The 20,929-nt window shown below is 43.9% G+C and carries 19 protein-coding genes and 1 pseudogene; 16 read left to right on the top strand and 4 right to left on the bottom strand.

Going from position 1 to position 20,929, the window contains the following annotated elements; genetic code table 11:
• Positions 1 to 50 precede the first annotated feature (50 nt).
• On the top strand, positions 51 to 1,049 hold the full coding sequence (locus PAV_RS01820) for an inorganic phosphate transporter (protein WP_040735182.1): 999 nt from the start codon (positions 51 to 53) through the stop codon (positions 1,047 to 1,049).
• 55 nt (positions 1,050 to 1,104) lie between these two features.
• Here PAV_RS01820 and PAV_RS01815 read toward each other — a convergent pair whose 3' ends face one another.
• Positions 1,105 to 1,644: a hypothetical protein gene (locus tag PAV_RS01815; RefSeq protein ID WP_005543101.1), complete on the bottom strand. Its 540-nt coding sequence runs from the start codon at positions 1,642 to 1,644 to the stop codon at positions 1,105 to 1,107.
• A gap of 282 nt (positions 1,645 to 1,926) precedes the next feature.
• Here PAV_RS01815 and PAV_RS01810 point away from each other — a divergent pair, with 282 nt between their 5' ends.
• The 4 genes from PAV_RS01810 to rlmD all read left to right on the top strand — a co-directional run bounded on the left by PAV_RS01810 (position 1,927) and on the right by rlmD (position 6,616).
• Positions 1,927 to 2,217 (top strand): YerC/YecD family TrpR-related protein, encoded by a 291-nt coding sequence (locus PAV_RS01810; RefSeq protein ID WP_005543099.1) that lies wholly within the window; start codon positions 1,927 to 1,929, stop codon positions 2,215 to 2,217.
• 4 nt (positions 2,218 to 2,221) lie between these two features.
• Positions 2,222 to 3,292, top strand: coding sequence for a sirohydrochlorin chelatase (locus PAV_RS32070; RefSeq protein WP_005543097.1), 1,071 nt, complete (start codon positions 2,222 to 2,224; stop codon positions 3,290 to 3,292).
• A gap of 206 nt (positions 3,293 to 3,498) precedes the next feature.
• Positions 3,499 to 4,407: a diacylglycerol kinase gene (locus PAV_RS01800; protein WP_040734869.1), complete on the top strand. Its 909-nt coding sequence runs from the start codon at positions 3,499 to 3,501 to the stop codon at positions 4,405 to 4,407.
• A gap of 559 nt (positions 4,408 to 4,966) precedes the next feature.
• The gene (gene rlmD / locus PAV_RS01790) at positions 4,967 to 6,616 is read left to right on the top strand and encodes a 23S rRNA (uracil(1939)-C(5))-methyltransferase RlmD (protein WP_005543093.1); all 1,650 of its coding nucleotides are present in this window, start codon (positions 4,967 to 4,969) and stop codon (positions 6,614 to 6,616) included.
• Positions 6,617 to 6,750: 134 nt separating this feature from the next.
• On the opposite strand, the pseudogene PAV_RS37850 reads toward rlmD, so the two are convergent.
• Positions 6,751 to 7,074: pseudogene (locus PAV_RS37850) on the bottom strand (tyrosine-type recombinase/integrase); the annotation flags it as partial.
• Positions 7,075 to 8,057: 983 nt separating this feature from the next.
• On the opposite strand from PAV_RS37850, the gene PAV_RS01780 reads away from it, so the two are divergent.
• Together PAV_RS01780 and PAV_RS01775 are read left to right on the top strand one after the other, a co-directional pair.
• Positions 8,058 to 8,921: an SAR2788 family putative toxin gene (locus PAV_RS01780; protein ID WP_005543091.1), complete on the top strand. Its 864-nt coding sequence runs from the start codon at positions 8,058 to 8,060 to the stop codon at positions 8,919 to 8,921.
• Positions 8,922 to 8,935: 14 nt separating this feature from the next.
• Positions 8,936 to 9,457, top strand: a complete 522-nt coding sequence (locus PAV_RS01775; protein ID WP_005543089.1) for a hypothetical protein — start codon at positions 8,936 to 8,938, stop codon at positions 9,455 to 9,457.
• Between the two features lie 794 nt (positions 9,458 to 10,251).
• On the opposite strand, the gene PAV_RS01770 is transcribed toward PAV_RS01775, so the two are convergent.
• The gene (locus PAV_RS01770) at positions 10,252 to 11,013 is read right to left on the bottom strand and encodes a DeoR/GlpR family DNA-binding transcription regulator (RefSeq protein WP_005543086.1); all 762 of its coding nucleotides are present in this window, start codon (positions 11,011 to 11,013) and stop codon (positions 10,252 to 10,254) included.
• A 222-nt stretch (positions 11,014 to 11,235) separates the two neighbouring features.
• On the opposite strand from PAV_RS01770, the gene PAV_RS01765 reads away from it, so the two are divergent.
• From PAV_RS01765 to PAV_RS01730, 9 genes are all read left to right on the top strand, one after another.
• On the top strand, positions 11,236 to 11,988 hold the full coding sequence (locus PAV_RS01765) for an ABC transporter ATP-binding protein (RefSeq protein WP_005543084.1): 753 nt from the start codon (positions 11,236 to 11,238) through the stop codon (positions 11,986 to 11,988).
• Positions 11,981 to 13,600 carry an ABC transporter permease subunit gene (locus PAV_RS01760; RefSeq protein ID WP_005543082.1) on the top strand — a complete coding sequence of 540 codons (1,620 nt, stop codon included), beginning with the start codon at positions 11,981 to 11,983 and terminating at the stop codon, positions 13,598 to 13,600. Before PAV_RS01765 ends, PAV_RS01760 begins: the two co-directional genes overlap by 8 nt.
• 56 nt (positions 13,601 to 13,656) lie before the next feature.
• Positions 13,657 to 14,658, top strand: coding sequence for an extracellular solute-binding protein (locus PAV_RS01755; protein WP_005543080.1), 1,002 nt, complete (start codon positions 13,657 to 13,659; stop codon positions 14,656 to 14,658).
• Between the two features lie 26 nt (positions 14,659 to 14,684).
• Positions 14,685 to 15,785, top strand: a complete 1,101-nt coding sequence (gene phnW / locus PAV_RS01750; RefSeq protein WP_040734863.1) for a 2-aminoethylphosphonate--pyruvate transaminase — start codon at positions 14,685 to 14,687, stop codon at positions 15,783 to 15,785.
• Positions 15,778 to 16,596 (top strand): phosphonoacetaldehyde hydrolase, encoded by an 819-nt coding sequence (gene phnX, locus PAV_RS01745; protein ID WP_005543078.1) that lies wholly within the window; start codon positions 15,778 to 15,780, stop codon positions 16,594 to 16,596. The genes phnW and phnX overlap by 8 nt, the downstream gene beginning before the upstream one ends.
• Before the next feature lie 175 nt (positions 16,597 to 16,771).
• Positions 16,772 to 17,338, top strand: a complete 567-nt coding sequence (locus PAV_RS01740; RefSeq protein ID WP_005543077.1) for an SF0329 family protein — start codon at positions 16,772 to 16,774, stop codon at positions 17,336 to 17,338.
• A 477-nt stretch (positions 17,339 to 17,815) separates the two neighbouring features.
• Positions 17,816 to 19,108: a helix-turn-helix domain-containing protein gene (locus tag PAV_RS01735; RefSeq protein WP_005543076.1), complete on the top strand. Its 1,293-nt coding sequence runs from the start codon at positions 17,816 to 17,818 to the stop codon at positions 19,106 to 19,108.
• Positions 19,109 to 19,350: 242 nt separating this feature from the next.
• Positions 19,351 to 19,509, top strand: a complete 159-nt coding sequence (locus PAV_RS33085) for an aspartyl-phosphate phosphatase Spo0E family protein (protein WP_081505685.1) — start codon at positions 19,351 to 19,353, stop codon at positions 19,507 to 19,509.
• Between the two features lie 324 nt (positions 19,510 to 19,833).
• The gene (locus PAV_RS01730; RefSeq protein ID WP_005543074.1) at positions 19,834 to 20,034 is read left to right on the top strand and encodes a hypothetical protein; all 201 of its coding nucleotides are present in this window, start codon (positions 19,834 to 19,836) and stop codon (positions 20,032 to 20,034) included.
• A 369-nt stretch (positions 20,035 to 20,403) separates the two neighbouring features.
• Here the strand turns inward: PAV_RS01730 and PAV_RS01720 are convergent, their stop codons facing one another.
• Positions 20,404 to 20,907 carry a hypothetical protein gene (locus PAV_RS01720; protein WP_005543072.1) on the bottom strand — a complete coding sequence of 168 codons (504 nt, stop codon included), beginning with the start codon at positions 20,905 to 20,907 and terminating at the stop codon, positions 20,404 to 20,406.
• Positions 20,908 to 20,929: the final 22 nt, after the last annotated feature.

The raw sequence follows: 20,929 nt of genomic DNA, 5'->3' as shown, positions 1-20,929 counted from the left end.
TTGCGCGGACGGACGATGGGTAGTGCTGTGCAATCACATAGATAATGAATATGGATATTACGATGATTATCGTGGGCGTCGTTATTTTCTTGGCGCTTGCCTTTGACTTTATTAACGGCTTCCACGATACGGCGAATGCGATCGCCACGTCGGTGTCAACGAGGGCGCTTCCGCCGCGTGTTGCCATTTTGATGGCCGCTGTGATGAACTTTGCCGGGGCGCTGACCTTTACAGGGGTTGCCAAGACGATAGGCGGCAGCATTGCCGATCCAGCAAAGCTGGAGAATGGACTTGAAATCGTTATGGCGACGCTTATTTCAGCCATAATATGGAACTTGGTTACTTGGTGGTTCGGTATTCCGTCATCTTCCTCGCATGCGCTTATTGGCGCATTGGCAGGGGCAGTGTTCATCGGTGCCGGCTCCGACTATTTGAACTTGGGCGGATTTAAAAATATCGTCCTCGGTCTTATTATTTCGCCAATTATTGCGTTCGCTGTCGGTTATATTGTTATGACGCTGCTAAAGTGGATTTTCGGCAATCACAGTCCACATACCGTAAATAAAGGGTTCCGAACCTGTCAAATTATTACGGCAGCTCTGCAATCATTCACACATGGTACGAATGACGCGCAGAAGGCAATGGGGATTATTACGTTCGCGCTTGTCACTGCACAATTACAGACCGAAATGGAAGTGCAGCTCTGGGTTAAGCTTGCCGCTGCAACTGCAATGGCTCTCGGTACTTCGATAGGCGGCTGGAAGATCATTAAGACAATGGGAACGAAGATTTTCAAAATCGAACCGATTAACGGTTTTGCCGCAGACTTGTCTGCAGCCTCGGTTATTATGTCGGCAACGCTGACGCATTTGCCTATTAGCACTACGCATGCTATTACCTCCGCGATCTTGGGGGTAGGCTCCGCCAAGCGTTTCTCGGCGGTGAAGTGGGGCGTTGCAGGACGAATTGTAGTGACTTGGTTCATTACGATTCCGATATGTGCGGCACTTGCGATGATTGTATTCAAAATAGTCGATTTGTTCTTTTAATATTGAGGCACAAAGAGCCGGCTCAATGGAGAGCCGGCTCTTTGCTTTGGTTCGATTATCGACGGCGTGGTGGCCTGTTGGTGCGTTGGCGCTGCTTACCGAAGGATGGTGTTCGGTTATTGCCTGTCGTCCGTCTGCGGCGGCGCCTGCGCTTGGGCGTATATTCAATTTCTTCCTCTTCTTCTTCGTCCTTCTTTTTGCCTGGGAGGAGTGTGCCCATTAGCAGCTTCGCGACAGGAGCAATCTGAGATACACTGTTCATGACTTTTTGTACCTTGCCCATCGTTTCTACGATGCCATCGATTCCGCCCATTCGATCAATGACCTGCTTGATGTCACCAATGGAGAAGCCGCTTTTTTTGGCCTCTGCAGCCTCGGTTACGACTGTGGTAATTGGAGATTCTGCTGCCTGACTAAATGGAACGATGGCGGTAGTCTCTATAGGAGATGGCGGTGCGAATGAAGGGGAGTATGAAGTCGGATCGGGGCTAAAGCTACGAATATGTGCCTTGTCTCCTTGCCGCGTCGGCAGTGTCGGCACGTTCATCAACTGCGATGGTAAGGGAGCCCTCTCGTGGTGGCGAGGGTTATTCATATCATCACGACCTTTTTCTTATAAGTATGGCAGGTGTGCTTATTCATAGACATGCTTCAATCAATATTGTTTAGTGCTTTCTGCATTCATATGGGATAATATAATGTATGTGATAGGCGAACAACTCGATTGGACGATCGCCCGTAGGCGGACGCCCAATCTTTTATGGAAGCGCTATATTTTTACAGTAATTCACTAACGCAGGACAACTGTAACGCTTGAAAAGGTCTGACAAAGGAAGTACAATGATGGTAACAAGCATTGATGTAGGGGTGGATAAGGTTGCAATTGAAAAAATTGAACGATAAGTCGATCGACCAGCTGTTTGAGGCGGTTATGACGCTGAAATCAGTGGAAGAGTGTTATATTTTCTTTGATGATCTGTGCACGGTAAATGAAATTCAATCCTTATCCCAGCGGTTGGAAGTTGCTCGCATGTTGGGCAAAGGCTGTACGTACAATCAGATTGAAGCGGAGACCGGAGCAAGTACAGCTACAATATCGCGTGTGAAGCGCTGTTTGAATTACGGCAATGATGGTTATAAAATGGCATTGGAACGCTTAGGTAAATAATCTGATGAAGCCGGGACTGCTTATTATCAGCCACGGTTCAAGAGATGAATCCTGGGTTACACTGGTGGAAGAAGCAATCGCACAGGCACAATGGCCTCAAGGGGTTGCCGTCGCATCTTCCTACTTGGAATGTGTGCCAGGACGAGATATACAATATGGCATTGATACATTGGAAGCGCAAGGGGTGAACCACATTGGGGTCATCCCCTTGTTCGTGTCTGCGGGTAGTACGCATGCGGATGAGATAGCATATGCATTAGGCGTGAAGCCTGCTCCGCTCTGTGAGACAGATTTGGAGCCTTTCCAAGTTCAGGCTTGCGTCTATTATGGCCGTCCGCTTGACGGTGGGGATGTTGTTCCGTTGGCAGAGGCCTCGATTGATCGTATAAATAGTGGCGTTGTTTGTGTGGATTGTGCGGAACCATCGAGAGAAGTAACAGCTAGTTCCCCATATCGTAAAATGAATGAAGAGCAGTTGAGTGACGATAGCGGCTTGTTTGTACGATCGGAAGGTCAGGAGGAACTCCTTCTAGACATGATTGAGGCACGGCTGCGCGGGCTTGGCGTACGTCCCCATGCAGATGCAGTATTGCTAGTGGCGCACGGCAGCCGATATGAACCTTTTACTTCACGCTGGCATTCCAGTTTGAGGCGGCTGGCGCGCCGTCTTGTACAGCGGGGGGCTTGTGCAGGTGCTTCGCATGCGCTGCTCTGCTGTGAGGATATTGCAGATGCGGTACAGCGCTTATCGCATGTATTGACGAGCAGCCAAAATGAAATGGGATGGGGCGGCAGAGCCGAGCAGCTTGCCGTTCCGCTGGATTTCGTTGGTGGCAGGGATACTCTTCGTATTGGGGCGGATGCGCTCGAGGAACGGATCATGGAGCGCCGTGTAGCAGTCGTTCCGGTATTTCTCAGTCGGGGCTATTTCACCTCTCACGTTATTCCAGAGCGGTTTAAAGATGTATCGGTTCTGTACGATGGGGAGGCGCTGCTGCCTCATCCGGCCTTAAGCAAGTGGCTGCAGCAGGAGGCTGTTCGTCTACTGAGACTGATGGAAGCACGTACATCTTAGCAGCATTTTAATTGTGAGTTGGTCGTGCTATGGAAGTAATAGAACTGGATATGGTAGTATGAATCTTAATATTAGGTTGCTTGGATATAGGTATGCTGAACGGAAAGAAACGGATCGAATGACGGCCGGCGGGTTGCACTTGAGCCTTTGGTGGCAGGTTGTGAAATCGATTGAACGTGAATAGATTGTAAATGGGTGAAGTATTCATGGTAAAGAGAGCAAGACTTATTTATAATCCGACATCTGGCCGAGAGGAAGGCCGAAAGCGGTTGGCGGATATATTGCAGATGCTGGATGCAGCGGGCATCGAGACAACGACGCATGCGACGGAAGGCGAAGGGGACGCAACAGCAAGTGCGGCAGAGGCGATCGATAACGGGTACGATATGATTATCGCAGCGGGCGGGGATGGTACGCTCAATGAGGTTATCAACGGAATGGCGGACAAGCCGGAGCGGCCGCCGCTTGGCATTATTCCGCTCGGAACGACGAATGATTTCGCGCGTGCGCTCGGCATTCCGCGCAATTGGGAGTATGCCTGCTCAATTATTACACGTCAGGCGACTCGCGTAATAGACCTTGGGCAATCGAACGAGAAGTATTTCATCAATATTGCGGGCGGGGGCTCCTTGACGGAGCTGACGTACGAAGTGCCCAGCAAGCTGAAGACGGTTATCGGACAGCTTGCCTACTATATGAAAGGGCTGGAGAAGATGACCCGTCTGCGCCCGACTGAGCTGCGCATAGAGCTGGAGGGTCACGGCGTCTATCATGAGGAGTTTATGCTGTTCTTGATTACGAATACGAACTCGGTTGGCGGCTTCGAGAAGCTGGCGCCCGAGGCGAAGATTGATGATGGTCTTTTCGATGTCATTATGCTGAAGCGCTGCAATCTTGTGGAGTTCGTTCGTGTAGCTAGTATGGCTCTTCGGGGAGAGCATATTCATGATCCGCTTGTCATTCACAAGCAAACGAATCGGGTTACGGTTACATCGCCGGATGCAGTGCAGCTCAATTTGGACGGTGAATTCGGCGGATTGCTGCCAGCGACGTTCAAGGTGCTGCCAGGGCATTTGCGCATTTTTGCAGATAACCCAGATGCAACTTATGCGTAGGAGTTCGTAAGCATGGAAGTGAAGTGATTGTGTCATAAGGCATAAGGTACGTTCGGTAAATAACGGTTACTTTCATGTACCTGTGCTTAGGGATAAAGGTGTTGGTTTGAGAATGTCATTTCTCTATCGCATGGAATGTTCGGCTTGACTTGCTGCCGTAAGGGGCACGGGTCAAGCCGTTTTGTTGTTGAAGCAAGAGGCGATGGCAATTGTGCGGGGAGAGCGCGCTTTGCGGTTATCTTTTTTGGTGTGGAAACGGATGATGCAGCCAGGACAATGCTGGAGCACTTCTTGTTGGCGGGTGGATTATGGTATGATGGTGCCATGATCTATATACGGAGCAAGCAGGGTACAATATGACTGGCATTATCGAGGCTGTGTAGGGAGCGGATTTGCTCGTTCTGATTCGTTTTGAACTGCTTTCGTTCGTTGTGGAAGATGTAGTTAGGTTGTGATTTACCGACAGAAGAAAGAGCATGAACATATGATGACAGCAAGCAATGCGAATAGCATTCAAAATAGATGGGTTTTGTGAGCACATAACAGGAGGGCAACTAGGGTGAAAGGAAACAAGCAAGGCAAGCGGCCAATGCGCCGAAATGGAGGACAGTCTGCATCTGCGACGCGTTCACAGGAAGCGGTGGGTGGACGCGCGGCACATGCACGCGTGCACAGTGCTCCGGTACAGAAAAACGATGAGGTTATACTGGATATTATCGGATTGACGCATGACGGTGACGGAGTGGGCCGTGCTGACGGCTTCACGCTGTTCGTACAAGGGGCATTGCCGGGTGAACAGGTGCGTGCGCTTGTGCTGAAGGTGAAAAAGCAGTACGGATATGCGAAGGTGCTGGAGCGCCTTGTAGACAGCCCACATCGTGTGGAGTTGGAGCATCCGGCGAATGTATATGGCGGCTGTCAGTTGCAGCATATGGCGTACAGTGAGCAACTGGTCTGGAAGCGGCAGCATGTCGTCGACGTGCTGGAGCGCATTGGGAAGTTTCAAGTGGAGCAGATAGGCACAGGTGAGACCGGAGATGAAATTGGTGTCGCTTCTGGTGATGCCTCCCACGCTTCTGAGCCTGATATTGAACAAGGGAATGCGGTGGCGGCGGATAAGGCTAGCGAAGAACAGAGCCTGAGCGGCCTAAGTGTCACAGCTGTGGTTCAAGAACAGCCGATCAAGGTATGGCCGACGATTGGAATGGAGCAGCCTTGGCGCTATCGGAATAAGAGCCAAATGCCGATCGGTAAAAATGAACGTACAGGCGAACTGATCGGCGGTTACTTCGCGAAGGCGAGCCATCGGATCATCGATACGGATACGAGCCTGATCCAGCATGAAATGAATGACGACGCGATGCGCGCGGTGAAGCAAGTTGTACGGAAGTATGGCATTGAGCCGTACAATGAGGAGCAGCATACAGGCCTACTTCGTCATGTGATGATGCGTGTCGGGTTCCGCACGAATGAGCTGATGATCACCTTCGTGACGAATGGGGACAAGCTGCCGCATCAGGAGAAGATCGTAGCCGAGCTTGCTGAGGCCTTGCCGCAGTTGAAGAGCGTTTGCCAGAGCATTAATACAAAGCGCACGAATGTTATTATGGGAGATAAAACCCGTGTATTATGGGGCTCAGAATATATTACGGATTATATCGGAGATATTGCGTTCAAAATCTCTGCTCGCTCCTTCTACCAAGTAAATCCGGTCCAAACGGAAGTGCTGTATGAGAAGGCTGTCGAGTATGCGGGTCTGACAGGGAACGAGACCGTTATTGATGCGTACTGTGGCATCGGGACAATCTCGTTGTTCCTTGCGCAGCGCGCGAAGCGCGTACTCGGTGTTGAGATCGTCGAGGAAGCGATCGCCGATGCACGCCGCAATGCCGAGTTGAATGGGGTGACGAATGCGGAATTCGCCGTCGGCGCAGCAGAAGACGTTATCCCGCGCTGGAAGGAGCAGGGCGTAACGCCTGACGTCATCGTCGTCGACCCGCCGCGCAAGGGCTGCGATCCTGCGCTGCTCGAAACAATGCTTGCCATGTGCCCTGAGCGCATCGTGTATGTGTCCTGCAATCCGTCGACGCTTGCTCGCGATTTGCAAGTATTGGCGGGCGGTGGCTACCGCATCGTTGAGGTACAGCCGGTGGACATGTTCCCGCAGACGACACATGTGGAATCGGTAGCTTTGTTGGTGAGGGATTGAACAGCGCAGTGAATCCCTTATGTTTATTTGATTTCTTGACGTGAAACAGTAATTAAATATCAGTAATAGAGAAATCGAAGACCCTAATTGATGTAAATTTGATGCAAAAATTGATCGGGGTTTAGCCCAAGTAATCAGAAGACGCTAGGAAAATCCCAGGCGTCTTCTTTAATGTTCTTGTACTGAATTAGATGTAAACAACGACTCAAATACAGAAATTTATCCGTAAATGCTTTATCGGCAGATCGGAGAGCGTGTCCATAGAGATTCATTGTTGTTGTAATGCAGCCATGACCAAGACGCTCCACTCCGAGATAATTTTGGCGTGCACTCCCTGGTTAATCAGAATTGTAGCAGATGTATGCCTTAAGTCATGAAACCGGATATATCTAAACCCATTTTTTAATGAACTGTCTAAACCAAAGGTAAGGTCGTTCGTGGTGAAAAGGCTGCCCATTGCGGGTCTGTTTTAACTCTCAAATTTTCGAGGATAGGCCGGATCATTTCATCAGGCTCTACCCCTTCCTCGAAGAGGCACTCAGGAGATTCACCCTTGTTCAGATTAGAACGTAACGTGCATCTCCAATGATGCTGCCAGCATACATGTTCGCGGCTTCAGGTGGGCACGCGCGAAGAAACCATCAAGCCTTTCAGCAAAAAGGACAATCAACAGCCTTTGTTCCGGTATTATATCGATTTGGCGCTAATGCCATTATTCGTTAAAGAAGATATGGCACATTTACATAATTGGGGTTATTATGAAATTAAAAAGAAGTATCGACTTTCTTATGATGTATCGTTCTAACAATGTCGGTTGTATACAGGTATCAATCTCGAACATGGGCAATCAATTATGCAGTTAGATACGATTCATGGGATAGGGCTTATGTCGCAAGCAGGATAGAGAAACACGAACTTATACATTCGGCCCTCGAACCGGCAGGAGTTATTTCGAAGAAGCGGAATCAGCAGACAACCCTGCACTAGCCAACTGAACAGCGCAGCCAGCAACTATCTCGCTTTAAAACGAGGTAAAACCAGCATATATTTGTCATTAAACTAACGGAGAACGATAGCTTAATCACTAATAATAACTAATACCTTTTACAACTTCACAATGTAATTGTAAATGAACAAAGAAATGGATAGAAACTCAGATGTATTCTGAAGTCTCTGCCCATTCTTACTTTCACCAATAAAATGTCTAACATCTCTTCTCTTTGGATTGTAGTGTGGTAGCTCAATCTAGAAAAAAAGGTCTTCCTTTTTGCTATATATCTATTTACACAAGATATTTTACGCTCTTTATAAGATACATGGAGATATTTAATGATAGAATAAAAAGCGCCTATAATACCATAAAAAATAAAACTTCCCAAGAATATACATTCATGATATATTAAATTTGAACAAAAATCCCAGAAAATAGGTGGTGTCGTTTTTGAGAATTTCGAAATCTATCATGAGAACTTTAGTAGCTAGTATTCTTGCAACAGTTATGTTTTTATGTTTCTCAGTCCAACCCCAAGTATACGCAGAAAGCCATCAAACAGATTCTTTCGCTTCGAATTATCAAGTGATTTCAGACAATGATCAGGAACTGGTAATTGAAACTAGTCTCCGTGAACCAGTGAATAGTTCTTACAGCTCGTATTTTAATGAAAACGAAAAAGTTACTGGAAATATGAAAGTTGATAAGAAAACAGGTAAAATCGTTTTAACGACCAATGAAAAATCTGAACTAACGAATGAAACAGGAAGAACTTATAGCGTTGTTATTAATGACATTAAAGAAGACGGCGAAATTAATGCCACATTTATTGATGTAGAGACAAATAAAACATATGATATTAATCAGGATAAATTTGTACCTACTTTGGTGTGGTTTGTTCCAATCGGTGTTATCATCGGCGAATGGCTTTTAGGTCAATTGCTTGCTGCTGGAACGGCAATGTTGATTGCAGGAGTAACTTATGTTGCTCTTAATGAAGCAGGTGTTTTATCCAAATTACGAGAAGATAAAACTGCTAATCATTTCATGGCAAAAATAATAGGGGGGAAAGTTTGGGTTGGTGATGGTATGTCTTTGGAGGCAGCGGCATTTAGATTGGTAAATCCTATGCTTGTTAAAGCCGAGCAGAATGTGTGGTCTAAATCATCCGCTTATGCAGATTTAGTTGCTCGAACAGCTGGAGGAGGTAAAGAATCGAAAGGTCCTGAGCTAACTTGCGACCAACTTCCTGGATTCTTCTATTATGCACACTATCATACGCATGATAGAACAGGTGGACATTCATTCTTTTAAATTAAGGAGCTTGTATGCTAAACGAACTTGATCATAAATTTAAAGAGTCTAATTTACCAACATCATACAGTATATCCGCAGTTCAAGAAATATTGATGACGAATTATAAAGCAGTTGAGATGGATGATAAAACATTCTTTGACGACTTGAAGAAGGACCATTGTGTTAACTTTGATCAAATTGTTAAATATTTTGTAATAAACGATGTCGATTTTTTATCCACTCTATATACTCAATATGAAAAAGAAATTCACATAGAAATGTCGCATGTAAATTCTACTTATGTTCATCCGGAAGGATTATCTCGTACAAAATCAGAGGAAATTTGGAAAGAAATCAAAGAAGGAAAGCGGATTCATATCATACTGGAGAGCGCCGACCAAAAAACTATTTCAGGGTTTACCATGCAGGGTATATGTGAAAAAATATTATGGGAACTCATTATTCTTAAAGGTATTCGCCCTGAGGATTGTGCTTTAGGTAACGATTATTATGAGCATTATTTAAATGTACTACATTCCTTAGGTAAGATTTAATAATGTGTAAGGAAAAGAATGCAAATCCTCATACCATGTACACGTCAACGATTTTTTAAGAAGCGTAAAATAAAAAAAGCACGATGTATCCAGCATCGTGACTCTTAACAAAAGCCTGTGAAGCGACTACGGCGTTTTAATCAAATGATCGAAAAACCATCGGATTGCAAGGCGACCAACCTAATCCCGGTGGTTTTCCTTGTTTCGCGCTGCTTTCCACGCACTGCGTAAGGCTATTAACCCCACCGCAATACTAACTAGCTTATCGCTAAAACTCGACTTATTTTCATAATCCTGGATACCGGTAGTGAAAAAATTTAGATCCCTTTGACATATGCACCAAACCCTAGAATTTTGTGAAACAGTTTAGCCCCTCGATCGCTGTATTCGGGCAAATTAAGCCTTGAGCGGTGATTTTTCTTCCGTGGAACATCACAAAAAAACAGATAAATTCCTACTTTTTCAGTCTTCCGTTTTCTTTGAATTGCTCCGAATTACTATACAAGGAGAAGCCGACTGTACTAGAAACCATCGGCACGTAAGTTTTTTCTTCTACCCCAATAGCATGTTCCCGAGACGACGCATGTGGAGTCGGTGGTAGTGATGGTGCGAAAGGACAATTAAACAAGTATGTATTGGTACAAATAGTAAAGAGGGGCGATGACCCCTCTTTTTCATGATTATCTGATTCAAGACATAAGCATGCAGTTTCCATGACCCATCTTTCTCCTGATGGTAAATAAGCCAGTTAGTTCAGTGCACGGGTAGTATGTTTTTATCCGTCCGCAAGCCTGTTAATCTGCAAGGATTAGTTCCGTTCGTATTGACTTAAATTGCGGCGGGTAACGGGGATCGATATTCGCATCGGTAATAATGGCGTTCACGTTATCTAGTGGTGTAATGGCAATCTTAACGTCTTTCCCGAATTTGGTGCTGTCTGCCGCGATATACACTTCTTTGGACAGTTCGATCATCTTCTTGCGTGTAATCGCTTCCTCCAAATTGTAATCCGAGATTCCTCGTTCCACCGTAATGCCGCTGCAGCAGATAAACGCTTTTCGAATATTTAATTCATGAAAATTAAAAATATAATCGTACGCGACTACGGAATGTTCTTCTTTGCGGATTTTTCCTCCGATAATAATCAGTTCAACATCGGTATTCATGAGTTCATTGATTACGGGGATGGAGTTGGTGACCACCGTGAGATTGTGCTTGCCTTTAATAAACTTGGCGATGTGATAGGTGGTGGAGCCGCTGTCAATATAGATGCAATCCCCATCGTCGATCATCTCGCTGCATATTTTACCGATGTTTTCTTTTGCCTCAAATAAGCTAACCATCCGCTCATCCATGGAGGATTCTCCATACTTCGACTCCACGATTTTAATACCGCCATATATCTTTTCGATCTTCCCTTGCTTGGTCAATAGATTCAGATCTCGTCGCAGTGTATCCACGGAGATCGCTAATTCGGCTGCCAGCTCTGGCAGTTTAAGCACCTTTTTGATGGCAAGCAATTCTATAATTCTTTGTTGTCTTTCAAGTGGCAGCATAAGTTCACCTATTATCGATTGATATTGTACCTACAGTGTACCGACTGCACCGTTCACATTCAATAAATGGACTATATATTTAACTGAACATTAAACATGGCGCACAATATATGCAAAAGATATGAAATATATATGCATCATTTACGCAACATTTACATAAAACTGCATTTGCTTTGATCATTGATTTATATAATGGGGGTGTGACTAAGGGAGGTGAGCCGATTGCTTAAGCTGCAACATATCAGCAAACAATTTGACGGCAAAATGGTGCTCCAAGATATCAGCTTAGAGATAGGATCTGGCGAGATTGTATCGCTTCTCGGCCCAAGCGGGAGCGGGAAAACGACACTGCTTAATATTATTCTTGGCCTAACGAAGCTGGATCATGGCAGCATTATGTATAACGGCTTGGACATGACACATGTATCCATGAAAAAGCGTGGCTTTAATATCGTATTTCAGGATTATGCGTTATTTCCGAATCTGAATGCTTATGAGAATATCATCTATGGCTTGCGCAATAAGAAAGGAAGCGTGAGCGAGCGGGAGGTTCAAGACTATATTGATTTTTTGGAACTGAAGCCGCATCTAAGCAAGCGAATCAGTGAATTATCAGGCGGGCAGAAGCAGAGAGTGGCTTTAGCTAGAACTTTGGTTACGAAGCCGAAGATCCTGCTGCTAGACGAACCGCTCAGCGCGTTGGATGGAGTCATTAAAGAATCGATCAAACAACGGATCCAATCGATTGCCAGGGAGTTCAAGCTCACGACGATCATTGTTACCCATGACCCTGAGGAAGCATTAACCCTCTCCGATAAAATTTTGATTATCAATCAAGGCACAATCTCGCAATATGGTACGCCGAGAGAGATTATTGGGCAGCCGAGTAATGAGTTTGTAAAACAGTTTATTATCAAGCAGCTGCAGATTAAGCGGCAGAATATATTCAATCTGTTTGGTGAGCGATATGCATAAAGTAAAGCCGGAAATGCGGATTCTACTCATCGCCATATTCTTTTTGTTCGCCGTTATTTTGTTCTTGCCGCTGCTTGTCCTATTGATTCGATCCTTCGAGACAGAGCAAGGCTTTTCATTTGCCAATTACAGCTCGATTTGGATGAATGATGAGATGATGATAGCTGTCTTGAACAGTATAAAGATATCAACGGTGACTGCAATCCTAACAACGATATTGGCATTCATCCCGGCGTACACGATTCACTGTACACGTGCTCATCGGACCTTCAAAGGCATGCTGAAGACGACAATCGTTCTTCCCATGCTGCTTCCGACAATTACGTATGGATTTGCCATGATGTATTCACTTGGCAATCAGGGATTGCTGACCAAGCTTGCAGGACAAAATTTGTTCGATATCTATGGCTTTAATGGATTGCTGATCGGTTACGTCATTTATACACTTCCGCCAGCCTTTTTATTGATTCATAACGCATTTAAATACATGGATAAAAAGTTTATTATTGTGTCTCATCTGATGGGCGACAGACCGTTAAGAAGCTTTGCGAATACGATTGTTCGGCCGTTGGCAGGGGCATTGGGTGGGGCATTTGTGCTTTCCTTTATCCTAAGCTTTACGGACTTTGGGATACCGGCGTCGGTGGGAGGAACCTATTCGGTGGTGGCTAGCCAGTTATATCAAGTCATGCTGGGCTCCATTCCTGATCTGAATCAGGGGGCTGTCATCGCGGTGCTCATGCTTGTGCCAGCAATATTCGCAATATGGCTGCTGCAGTCTTTAGAGAAGCTCAACTTTCACTATGATCAACTTGGAGAAATCGAGCTGCCCACACATCGACTGCGCGATATTAGCTTCGTGACCGTGTCTTCTGTCATCGTCTTTATGATGCTGTCGATATTCGCCATCATGTTTATCGCGCCGTGGTTGAGCCGATATCCTTATGATCTTACTTTTACATCAAAACATGTCCTAAGTGTGCTTCAATCCAATGATTTAACGAAGGTATATCGGAACTCGATCTGGATTGCGGTATTAACTTCTGTATTGGGTACATTGGTTGCTTATTGTGCTGCACTTCTCAATGTACGGACTTCATTACGGGCAAGATCACTCACCGATACGGCTTCCATGATCACGAATACGGTACCTGGCATGGTTCTTGGTATCTCTTACTTGCTCTTGTTTAATGGAAGCAGCTTGAAAGGGACCGTGACGATCATCGTGCTGTGTAATATCGTGCATTTCTTTACAACACCGTATTTGATGGCGAAGAATTCGCTCTCCAAGATGAATCCTTCCTGGGAAACGACGGGAGAACTGCTCGGAGATAGCTGGTTCAAGACGGTCTATCGGGTAGTCTTGCCTAATTCGGCTGCGACGGTGATCGAGATGCTGGGTTATTATTTTCTCAATGCGATGGTTACGATCAGCGGCATTATATTTCTCGTATCCACCCAAACCGCTGTCGTTGCTAGTAAAATCAAGGAGCTTCAGCATTTTGCCAAATTCAATGAAATTTTCGTATTGTCGATGCTGATCTTCTTCACCAATCTGATTGTGAAACTGCTATGTGATTATGGGCAAAAGAAATTTTCGATTCATCGTTAAACAGGCTTAATGCTTATCTATGATAGCCTAAATAATAGTAAAAGCGAGGGATTACGATGGTTGGAATGTCAAAAAGGTTCAAGATGGTTCTCTTATCATTACTGGCAATAAGCATGGTGGTGGTAATGGCAGGCTGTGGTGCTGGCAGTGCAAAGGAATCGAAGCAAGTGATCATCAACACCAACGCAGATGAAGAAGCAGTAGCAGCAATGGAGGCTGCACTGAAAGCCGCAGGCTATGAAGGGCAGTATCAACTCCAATCGATGGGGACGTCAGAACTAGGCGGCAAGCTGATGGCTGAGGGGGATAAGATTGAGGCTGATCTTGTGACGATGAGCTCGTATTTCCTAGACAGTTCACAGAGCCAATACAAGATGTATAAAGACTTAGCATTTGAAACAGGAGCTATGGATTCGTATCCATCCTACTACACGCCGATTTTAGCAAATACAGGATCTATATTTGTAAATACAGAAGTATTGAAGCAAAAAGGGCTGCAGGCTCCCCAATCGATCAAAGATTTGACGAAGCCTGAATATAAGAATTTGGTGTCGATTCCAAATGTATTCGATTCCTCTACAGCTTGGCTGCTTATACAGGCTATCATCAGTGCTTATGGACCAGAGGAAGGGAAGATTGTACTCCATGATCTCATTGCCAATGCAGGCCAGCATATAGAAAAATCTGGTTCAGGCCCGATTAAGAAAGTGGAAGCGGGAGAAGTAGCTGCTGGATTTGGACTTCGTCATCAGGTGGTGCGTGCACACGAAAAAGGAGCTCCGATTGATTATATTGATCCTATCGAAGGGAATTATTCGTTGACAGAGTCCATTGCAGTAATCAATAAGAACAACGAAGTGACGGATCTTGCAATGAAAATGGCCGAGACGATTAGTAAGGATGCGAGAAAAGATTTGATTACGAACTATCCTGTTGCCTTGTACAAAGGGGAATCCACAGACGCGGTCAATAAGCCAGCGAAACCGATGAAGTTCGATCAGCCATTAACCGTGGAGTTATTGAAGGAACATCAGCAGTTTTTTAAAGATGCTAAATAATTCATAACAACGGGGAGTGAGATATGATGAATAACTACAAATTATTGACCCCAGGGCCGTTAACAACGACCCGATCCGTTAAGCATGAAATGTTGCTTGATCGCTGCACGTGGGATGATGATTATAAATCGATTACGCAGAAAATAAGATCCCAGTTATTGATGATTGCAGGAGTGGATTCGGAACAGTATACAGTTGTATTGATGCAGGGCAGCGGAACCTTTGCCGTGGAATCGGTGTTGACATCCGTGATTGCCCCAGAACATAAGGTTCTAATCATCTCCAACGGCGCTTATGGGGAACGCATGATACAGATGGCACAAGTGATAGGGCTGTCGTATGTCGAGCATAAGGCAGACTATGATAAGTATCCGGATATGACGGAACTGGGGGTCATGCTTGAAGCTGATCCAGAGATTACGCATATTGCAATGGTTCACTGCGAGACAACTACAGGGATCCTGAATCCGATTGATAGGGTCTCGAAGCTGGCAAAAGCTTATGGAAAAACGTTCATTGTGGATGCGATGAGCAGCTTTGGCGGTATTGAGATCGATGTTGCTGGTCTTCATATTGATTATGTAATCAGCAGTGCGAACAAATGCATTCAAGGTGTTCCTGGCTTTGGTTTTGTTATTGCTAAGCTTGATCAATTGCAGCAATGTCAAGGGATTGCGCGCAGCTTGGCTCTTGATTTGTATGATCAATGGAATTGTATGGACAAGGACGGAAAATGGCGTTTTACCTCGCCGACCCATGTCGTTGCTGCATTCTCCAAGGCGTTGGATGAACTGCAAGAAGAAGGTGGAGTCGCAGCAAGACAAGCTCGCTATCAGCATAATAACCTGCTGCTCAGGGAGAGACTTGCGAAGGTTGGCATGACAGCTTACATTAGAGCGGACTTCCAGTCGCCAATTATTACGACCTTTCTGTTTCCAAACGAACAATTTCAATTCGCCGAATTCTATCAATATGTGAAAGCAAGAGGCTATGTTATTTATCCAGGGAAGTTGACGAATTTGGATACGTTCCGTATTGGGAACATCGGGGAAATCTATGAGGAAGACATTGATCAGTTATGCCGTATTATTGAGCAATATATGAAGGAGCATTGCAACCATGAATAAAGTAGAAGGAATCATATTGGATTGGGCGGGTACGACCATCGATTTCGGATGTTTTGCACCTGTGAATGTATTCATCGATATCTTCAAGCAGGCAGGTATCGAGGTAAAAATGGATGAGGCTAGAGCACCTATGGGGATGCTGAAAATCGATCATATCCGGGCGATGCTGTCGATGCCCAGAGTTTCAGCATTATGGGAAGACCAGTATGGCAAGCCATTTACAGAACAGGATGTAGAGCAGCTCTATGCGGCATTTGAGCCTGCGTTAATGTCCTCGCTAGCTGAATACACAGATCCGATTCCAGGTGTAGTGGATACCGTAGAAACCTTACGAGCGCAAGGATTGAAGTTTGGATCTTCAACGGGCTATACCCGCACCATGATGGATGTGATCGTACCTATCGCGAAGGAAAAGGGGTACAGTCCCGATCATCTGGTCACACCTAGTGAAACGGATTCTTATGGCAGACCATACCCTTACATGATCCATCGCAATATGGAGGAGCTTAAGCTCTCCGCATGCTGGAAAGTGGTCAAAGTGGGCGACACGGCATCGGATGTGAAAGAGGGAGTCGATGCTGGAGTGTGGTCGGTTGGTGTTGCTGTCGGCAGCTCCGAGATGGGACTCAACCAAGCGCAATTCGAAGGCCTATCCGAGGCGGAAAAAGCCGAGATGATCTCGAAGACAAAGCAAAACTTTATGCAATATGGTGCAGATTTTGCAATTGATACGATGCGTGAGCTTCCGCAATTAATCGAAGCGATCAATCAGTTGATCTCGGATGGAAAGAGACCGGGGTGTTTGAAATAAAGGAATATGGAATGGGTTGAGTACGGGTTGTAATAGAACGAGCTGCCTCTCCGATAAGGGAGGCGGCTTTTTGGCGTCCAGCCTTTTCTGACATTCGCAATATACACGTACTAAAAATCGAATAAAGATGTGATAATATGGGGGAAGGAATTCTAGTAGAATATAGGGGGATTACATGTCCTGGAGCAAATTGAAGCAACAACTGGAGAGCTTTCTCTGTCCTGCGTTACATGGAAGGGTTGAATACCGAGCAACAGGTTACCGTTATTCACCTGATAAAGCAGGTATTTGTTATATTTCGGTAGATAAAAAGAATGTATTCAATATGAGTGATAAAACGAGCTTAATCAAATGGTATCAAACGGAGCAGGAAATTAAGAATGATTCAGATATCCAAATTCCGATCAGCAATGAAGAAATTGAAGCGGTCAGAAAGGATACCAAGGGCGCTCCCGAGGATCGTCTAATCGTAATTGCTAGAAGTAGAAAAATGTCCGGATATGCAAAAGAGCTTTTGTCAGCACAGTCATCATTAAGTAAATCAAATTTTGTCGTTACAGCAAGTAAGTTTTTATCCATTTCTATAGAGGAAAGCATAGAGAGCGATGATATCTTATTGAATATTCTGGCTTTGGTGGATAGACGAGTTGGAAAAAAGCGGATTTTAAACATGGCTGAGAAGATGAAGGTAAAGCATCCCATTGTGCAATATTTTTATGAACTACGGCGAAGTACGTTATAATAATAAATATGTGGTGTCAGGGTTGCTCTCACTGAACATTCGACGCATGTGGAGTCGATTGCTTGAAACAGAAATTAAATATTAGAAGTAGTACAGAAATCGAGGAACATAATTGATGTAAATTTGATGTGAAAATTGATCGGAGATCAGCCCAAGTAATCAGAAGACGCCAGGAATATCCTAGGCGTCTTCTTTAATGTCCTTGTACTAAATTAGATGTAAACAACGATTCAAATTTTATCAGCAGATCGGAGAGCGTGGCCATTTCATGGTGAAAAGGCTGCCCATTGGGATGTGAGAATACGAAAGATATCCACAGCCTGAACATCTTTCTTTCTAAAGTGTCCAGTCAATGGGTACCAGTTTATTTTCGCACTCCTTTTAAGTTATTTTCACCTCATAATATCATTCTCAATTTACATGTCCTTCACAATACGGTAAAATATAGGTGGTGTATTTTTAGAAGGAGGGATGGTATTGGACGCATCGATCATTACAACAATCGGTGAACTAATCCAAGATACAAGGCGCTCATTAAATATGACGATCACTCAATTGTCAGAATTATCAGGCGTTCCTAGAGGGACGATATCAAGAATCGAAAATGACGAAGTAAAGCGCCCAGAGTTTTCGTGTGTACATTCGTTGACTTCTGCATTGAATATCCCCTTTGAAACATTGGTTGATTATTATGCTGTGATTGAGAAAAGGGCTGAGATGTTACTGAGTATGCTCCAAACAGCGATTGCAGAAGGAAGTAGTGCTGAACTTGTTAAGAAGGTAGCAACAAAATACCTCGAAGCGCCAAATGAAGATAGCTTAGATTTAACCGAAAAGCTATATCAACACATCGGCTCCATTGAAGACACCTCCATCAAACTATCACTGTATAACCTCATCATCGACTACTCACGTTCACATGGAATCATGCCCTATATTGCAAAAGGTTTGTACCAACTGTATCTTATTGAACGAAACGATTTCAGCAAATTAAAGGAAACTTACTACAGTGGAAAATATATTCTTCACTACATTGAGTTCTTACCAAAAAATGATCGGATTGAGCTATACTATAAGCTAGGTATCCATGCCTTTAATCTGAGAATTTACACGGAGAGCATTGACCACTGTAAAAAAGTACTCGGGGAGGAGGATGGGCTAAGTCCATACAAAATATATGCACTTGGAATACTTAGAGACGCGAACTTTTGTATAGAGGATTATAAAGAGGCTGAGATGTACGCTATACAGTATAAACAATTCAATTATCTAAATTATCCGCACACTAAAGAGCATGTTGTCCTTATGGATGCACAATTTGCCGTCAAGAAAGGCGACGCTGAAAAAGCAATAGAGATACTTTTGCCCTTCCTTGAGACTTGCAGCGATACCCACATAGTTTCTGCATACAGGCAACTTCTTCAATTGTACTTACAACAAAACAACCAAACAGGAATAAAGGATACGTTGGACAAATGCAAAGAGATCGTCCCTATTGCTAATTCTAATAATCCTTTTATCTGTTCAATGTACGGAGACTTACTGAAAATCAAAGGGGAGTGCTATTTAACACTAGGTGATTATGCACAATGCATAGAACTGATGGTGGAAAGTGCCTCATGGTATTCCAAAGTCAACGACACTAAGAAAGAGAAAGAATGCCTTAATGTGATTATGCGAATCAATTTAGAGCACCGCGTCTCCCCACAAACTACATTTGAAAAGTTGAGTAAATATTTTATTCAAAGCGCTAAAGAAATGGAGGGTTAAGCATGAAAAACTTAATCAAAAGCCTGTATTCCAAGTCCCTTCTTTACACAGTGGTCTTTGTGACAACAGTAGCGGCACTCTCTGGTGAATCAGGGAGCGTATTCCCGTGGTAAATGGTGTTAGGAGCATCCTTTGATGCTCCTTTTCATTTTTCGACAATGTGATGAAGTGGTATTTTTTATCATTTCTTACTGGAACGTGCATTATACTCAAGAGAGATAATGTGCGTGAGGTGAGCCGTCATTGATTCTTTAGAAAATAGAATTGTTGAACTAAGGAGTAAGTTAATCGAGATTGTTGAGAACAAGGGAGGATTTGCAGACGAAGAAGTGGTTCAAATTAGTCAAGAACTAGATAGATTAATACTAGAAATGCAGAAGAAGAGACGATCAAGAAATTAACACTTGTAACTAGCAATTTCCGAACAAACATCTTCATAGAACCTCCCAATATTCACTTTAATTACGAACGTTAGAGCATTGCTGGCACAGAAAACATATGTGTATTTAAGTTAGCAAAAGGGTAACTTTGTCTCACAAAAAATAACACAAAGTTACCCTTTTAATAAAAAAACCTTATTCAGAATAAGGGAAATAAATTTGGATTTTCCATCCTTATGCCCGTCAACTATTTTAAGATGAACATTTAGAATTTACCTAAATGTTCCTTTACTTTGTAGACAAAATGGTATATTATGTAGACAAGAATATTTTGGAGGAAATCACATGCAGGATAAACGCGCAACGACGAAAATGCATCGGCATGTAAAAGAACAACTCGTATTCGTAAAAAAAGAACTCAAATTATCAAACGAATCAGAGGCAATCGATTATCTGTATCATTTCTATCGTGCTAACCGAGGGAATTTAAGTTTAGTAGAGCATGAAAAGCTGATTAGAAATGTACACCAAAGGCATAATGGCTAAAGAGTACATTTTTATGAAGGAGGATTATGTAGTGTTTATTAATCCGTATAAGAACCGGAACAAACTTTATCTTTCTTTGGAATTAATCGTAACTTTAGGTGCGATTGTATTTACTGTCGTCTCTGTTACAGGAAATAATAGCCTACAATTCTCTTGGTTTTTCCTTTTAATCTCACTCATTTTCTTCGTCAGATTACTTGATCTTAAAAACAGAAATAATGCCATCAACTTCGCTACATTCTTAATTTTGTCTGTTATCTTTTCCTTATAGCCCACATTATCCCAGTATGCCTCATCATATAAGTCACAAAAGAAGCGAAATATCGTCAACCAGACGGATGTTCCGCTTCTTTTCTCTATGCAATTAAATTACAAATCTGTCCATGCAGGCTCGGAAATAGAAAGAACTTTAGAATATGTGGAGTTGGAGTAAATTCTTATAACTGAAAACGTACCATAACCCCAAACACGGTAATCCGCTTTGGTATAGTATACATCACTAGCATTGAATCCGGCAGCAGCACTAAAGGCTGCTAGAATTGTTGAATATGGAACCTTCAACAGAGTGGATAAAGCGGCGGCGGCTATTGCAGCAGTTGCCATATCCTCTTTGTAATTTCCTTTTTTGAATTTAACCAGTTCGCCATTGACACCAGTCGGAGCTTTAGCGGTTTCTGACGGACAAACATTAGGTGCAGGTGGTCCCATAAATGGTGGCAATTCATTCAAGCAAACCTGCAATGCACTACTAGCAAAAGCTGATTTTGGAAAACCGACAACCGAAAACACTGCTGTGATAGACAAAATTCCGACCATAAACAAGATTGTTGCTCTTTTTTTGATCATCTCAGATGCAATAGATACTTTTTTCATCTTCTAATTCCTCCTATAATTT

The sequence above is a fragment of the Paenibacillus alvei DSM 29 genome (assembly GCF_000293805.1).
In the GTDB taxonomy this organism is placed as follows: Bacteria; Bacillota; Bacilli; order Paenibacillales; family Paenibacillaceae; genus Paenibacillus_B; species Paenibacillus_B alvei.
Note: the sequence above shows the minus strand (reverse complement) of the source record. Positions and strands in the feature narration are given on the sequence as shown.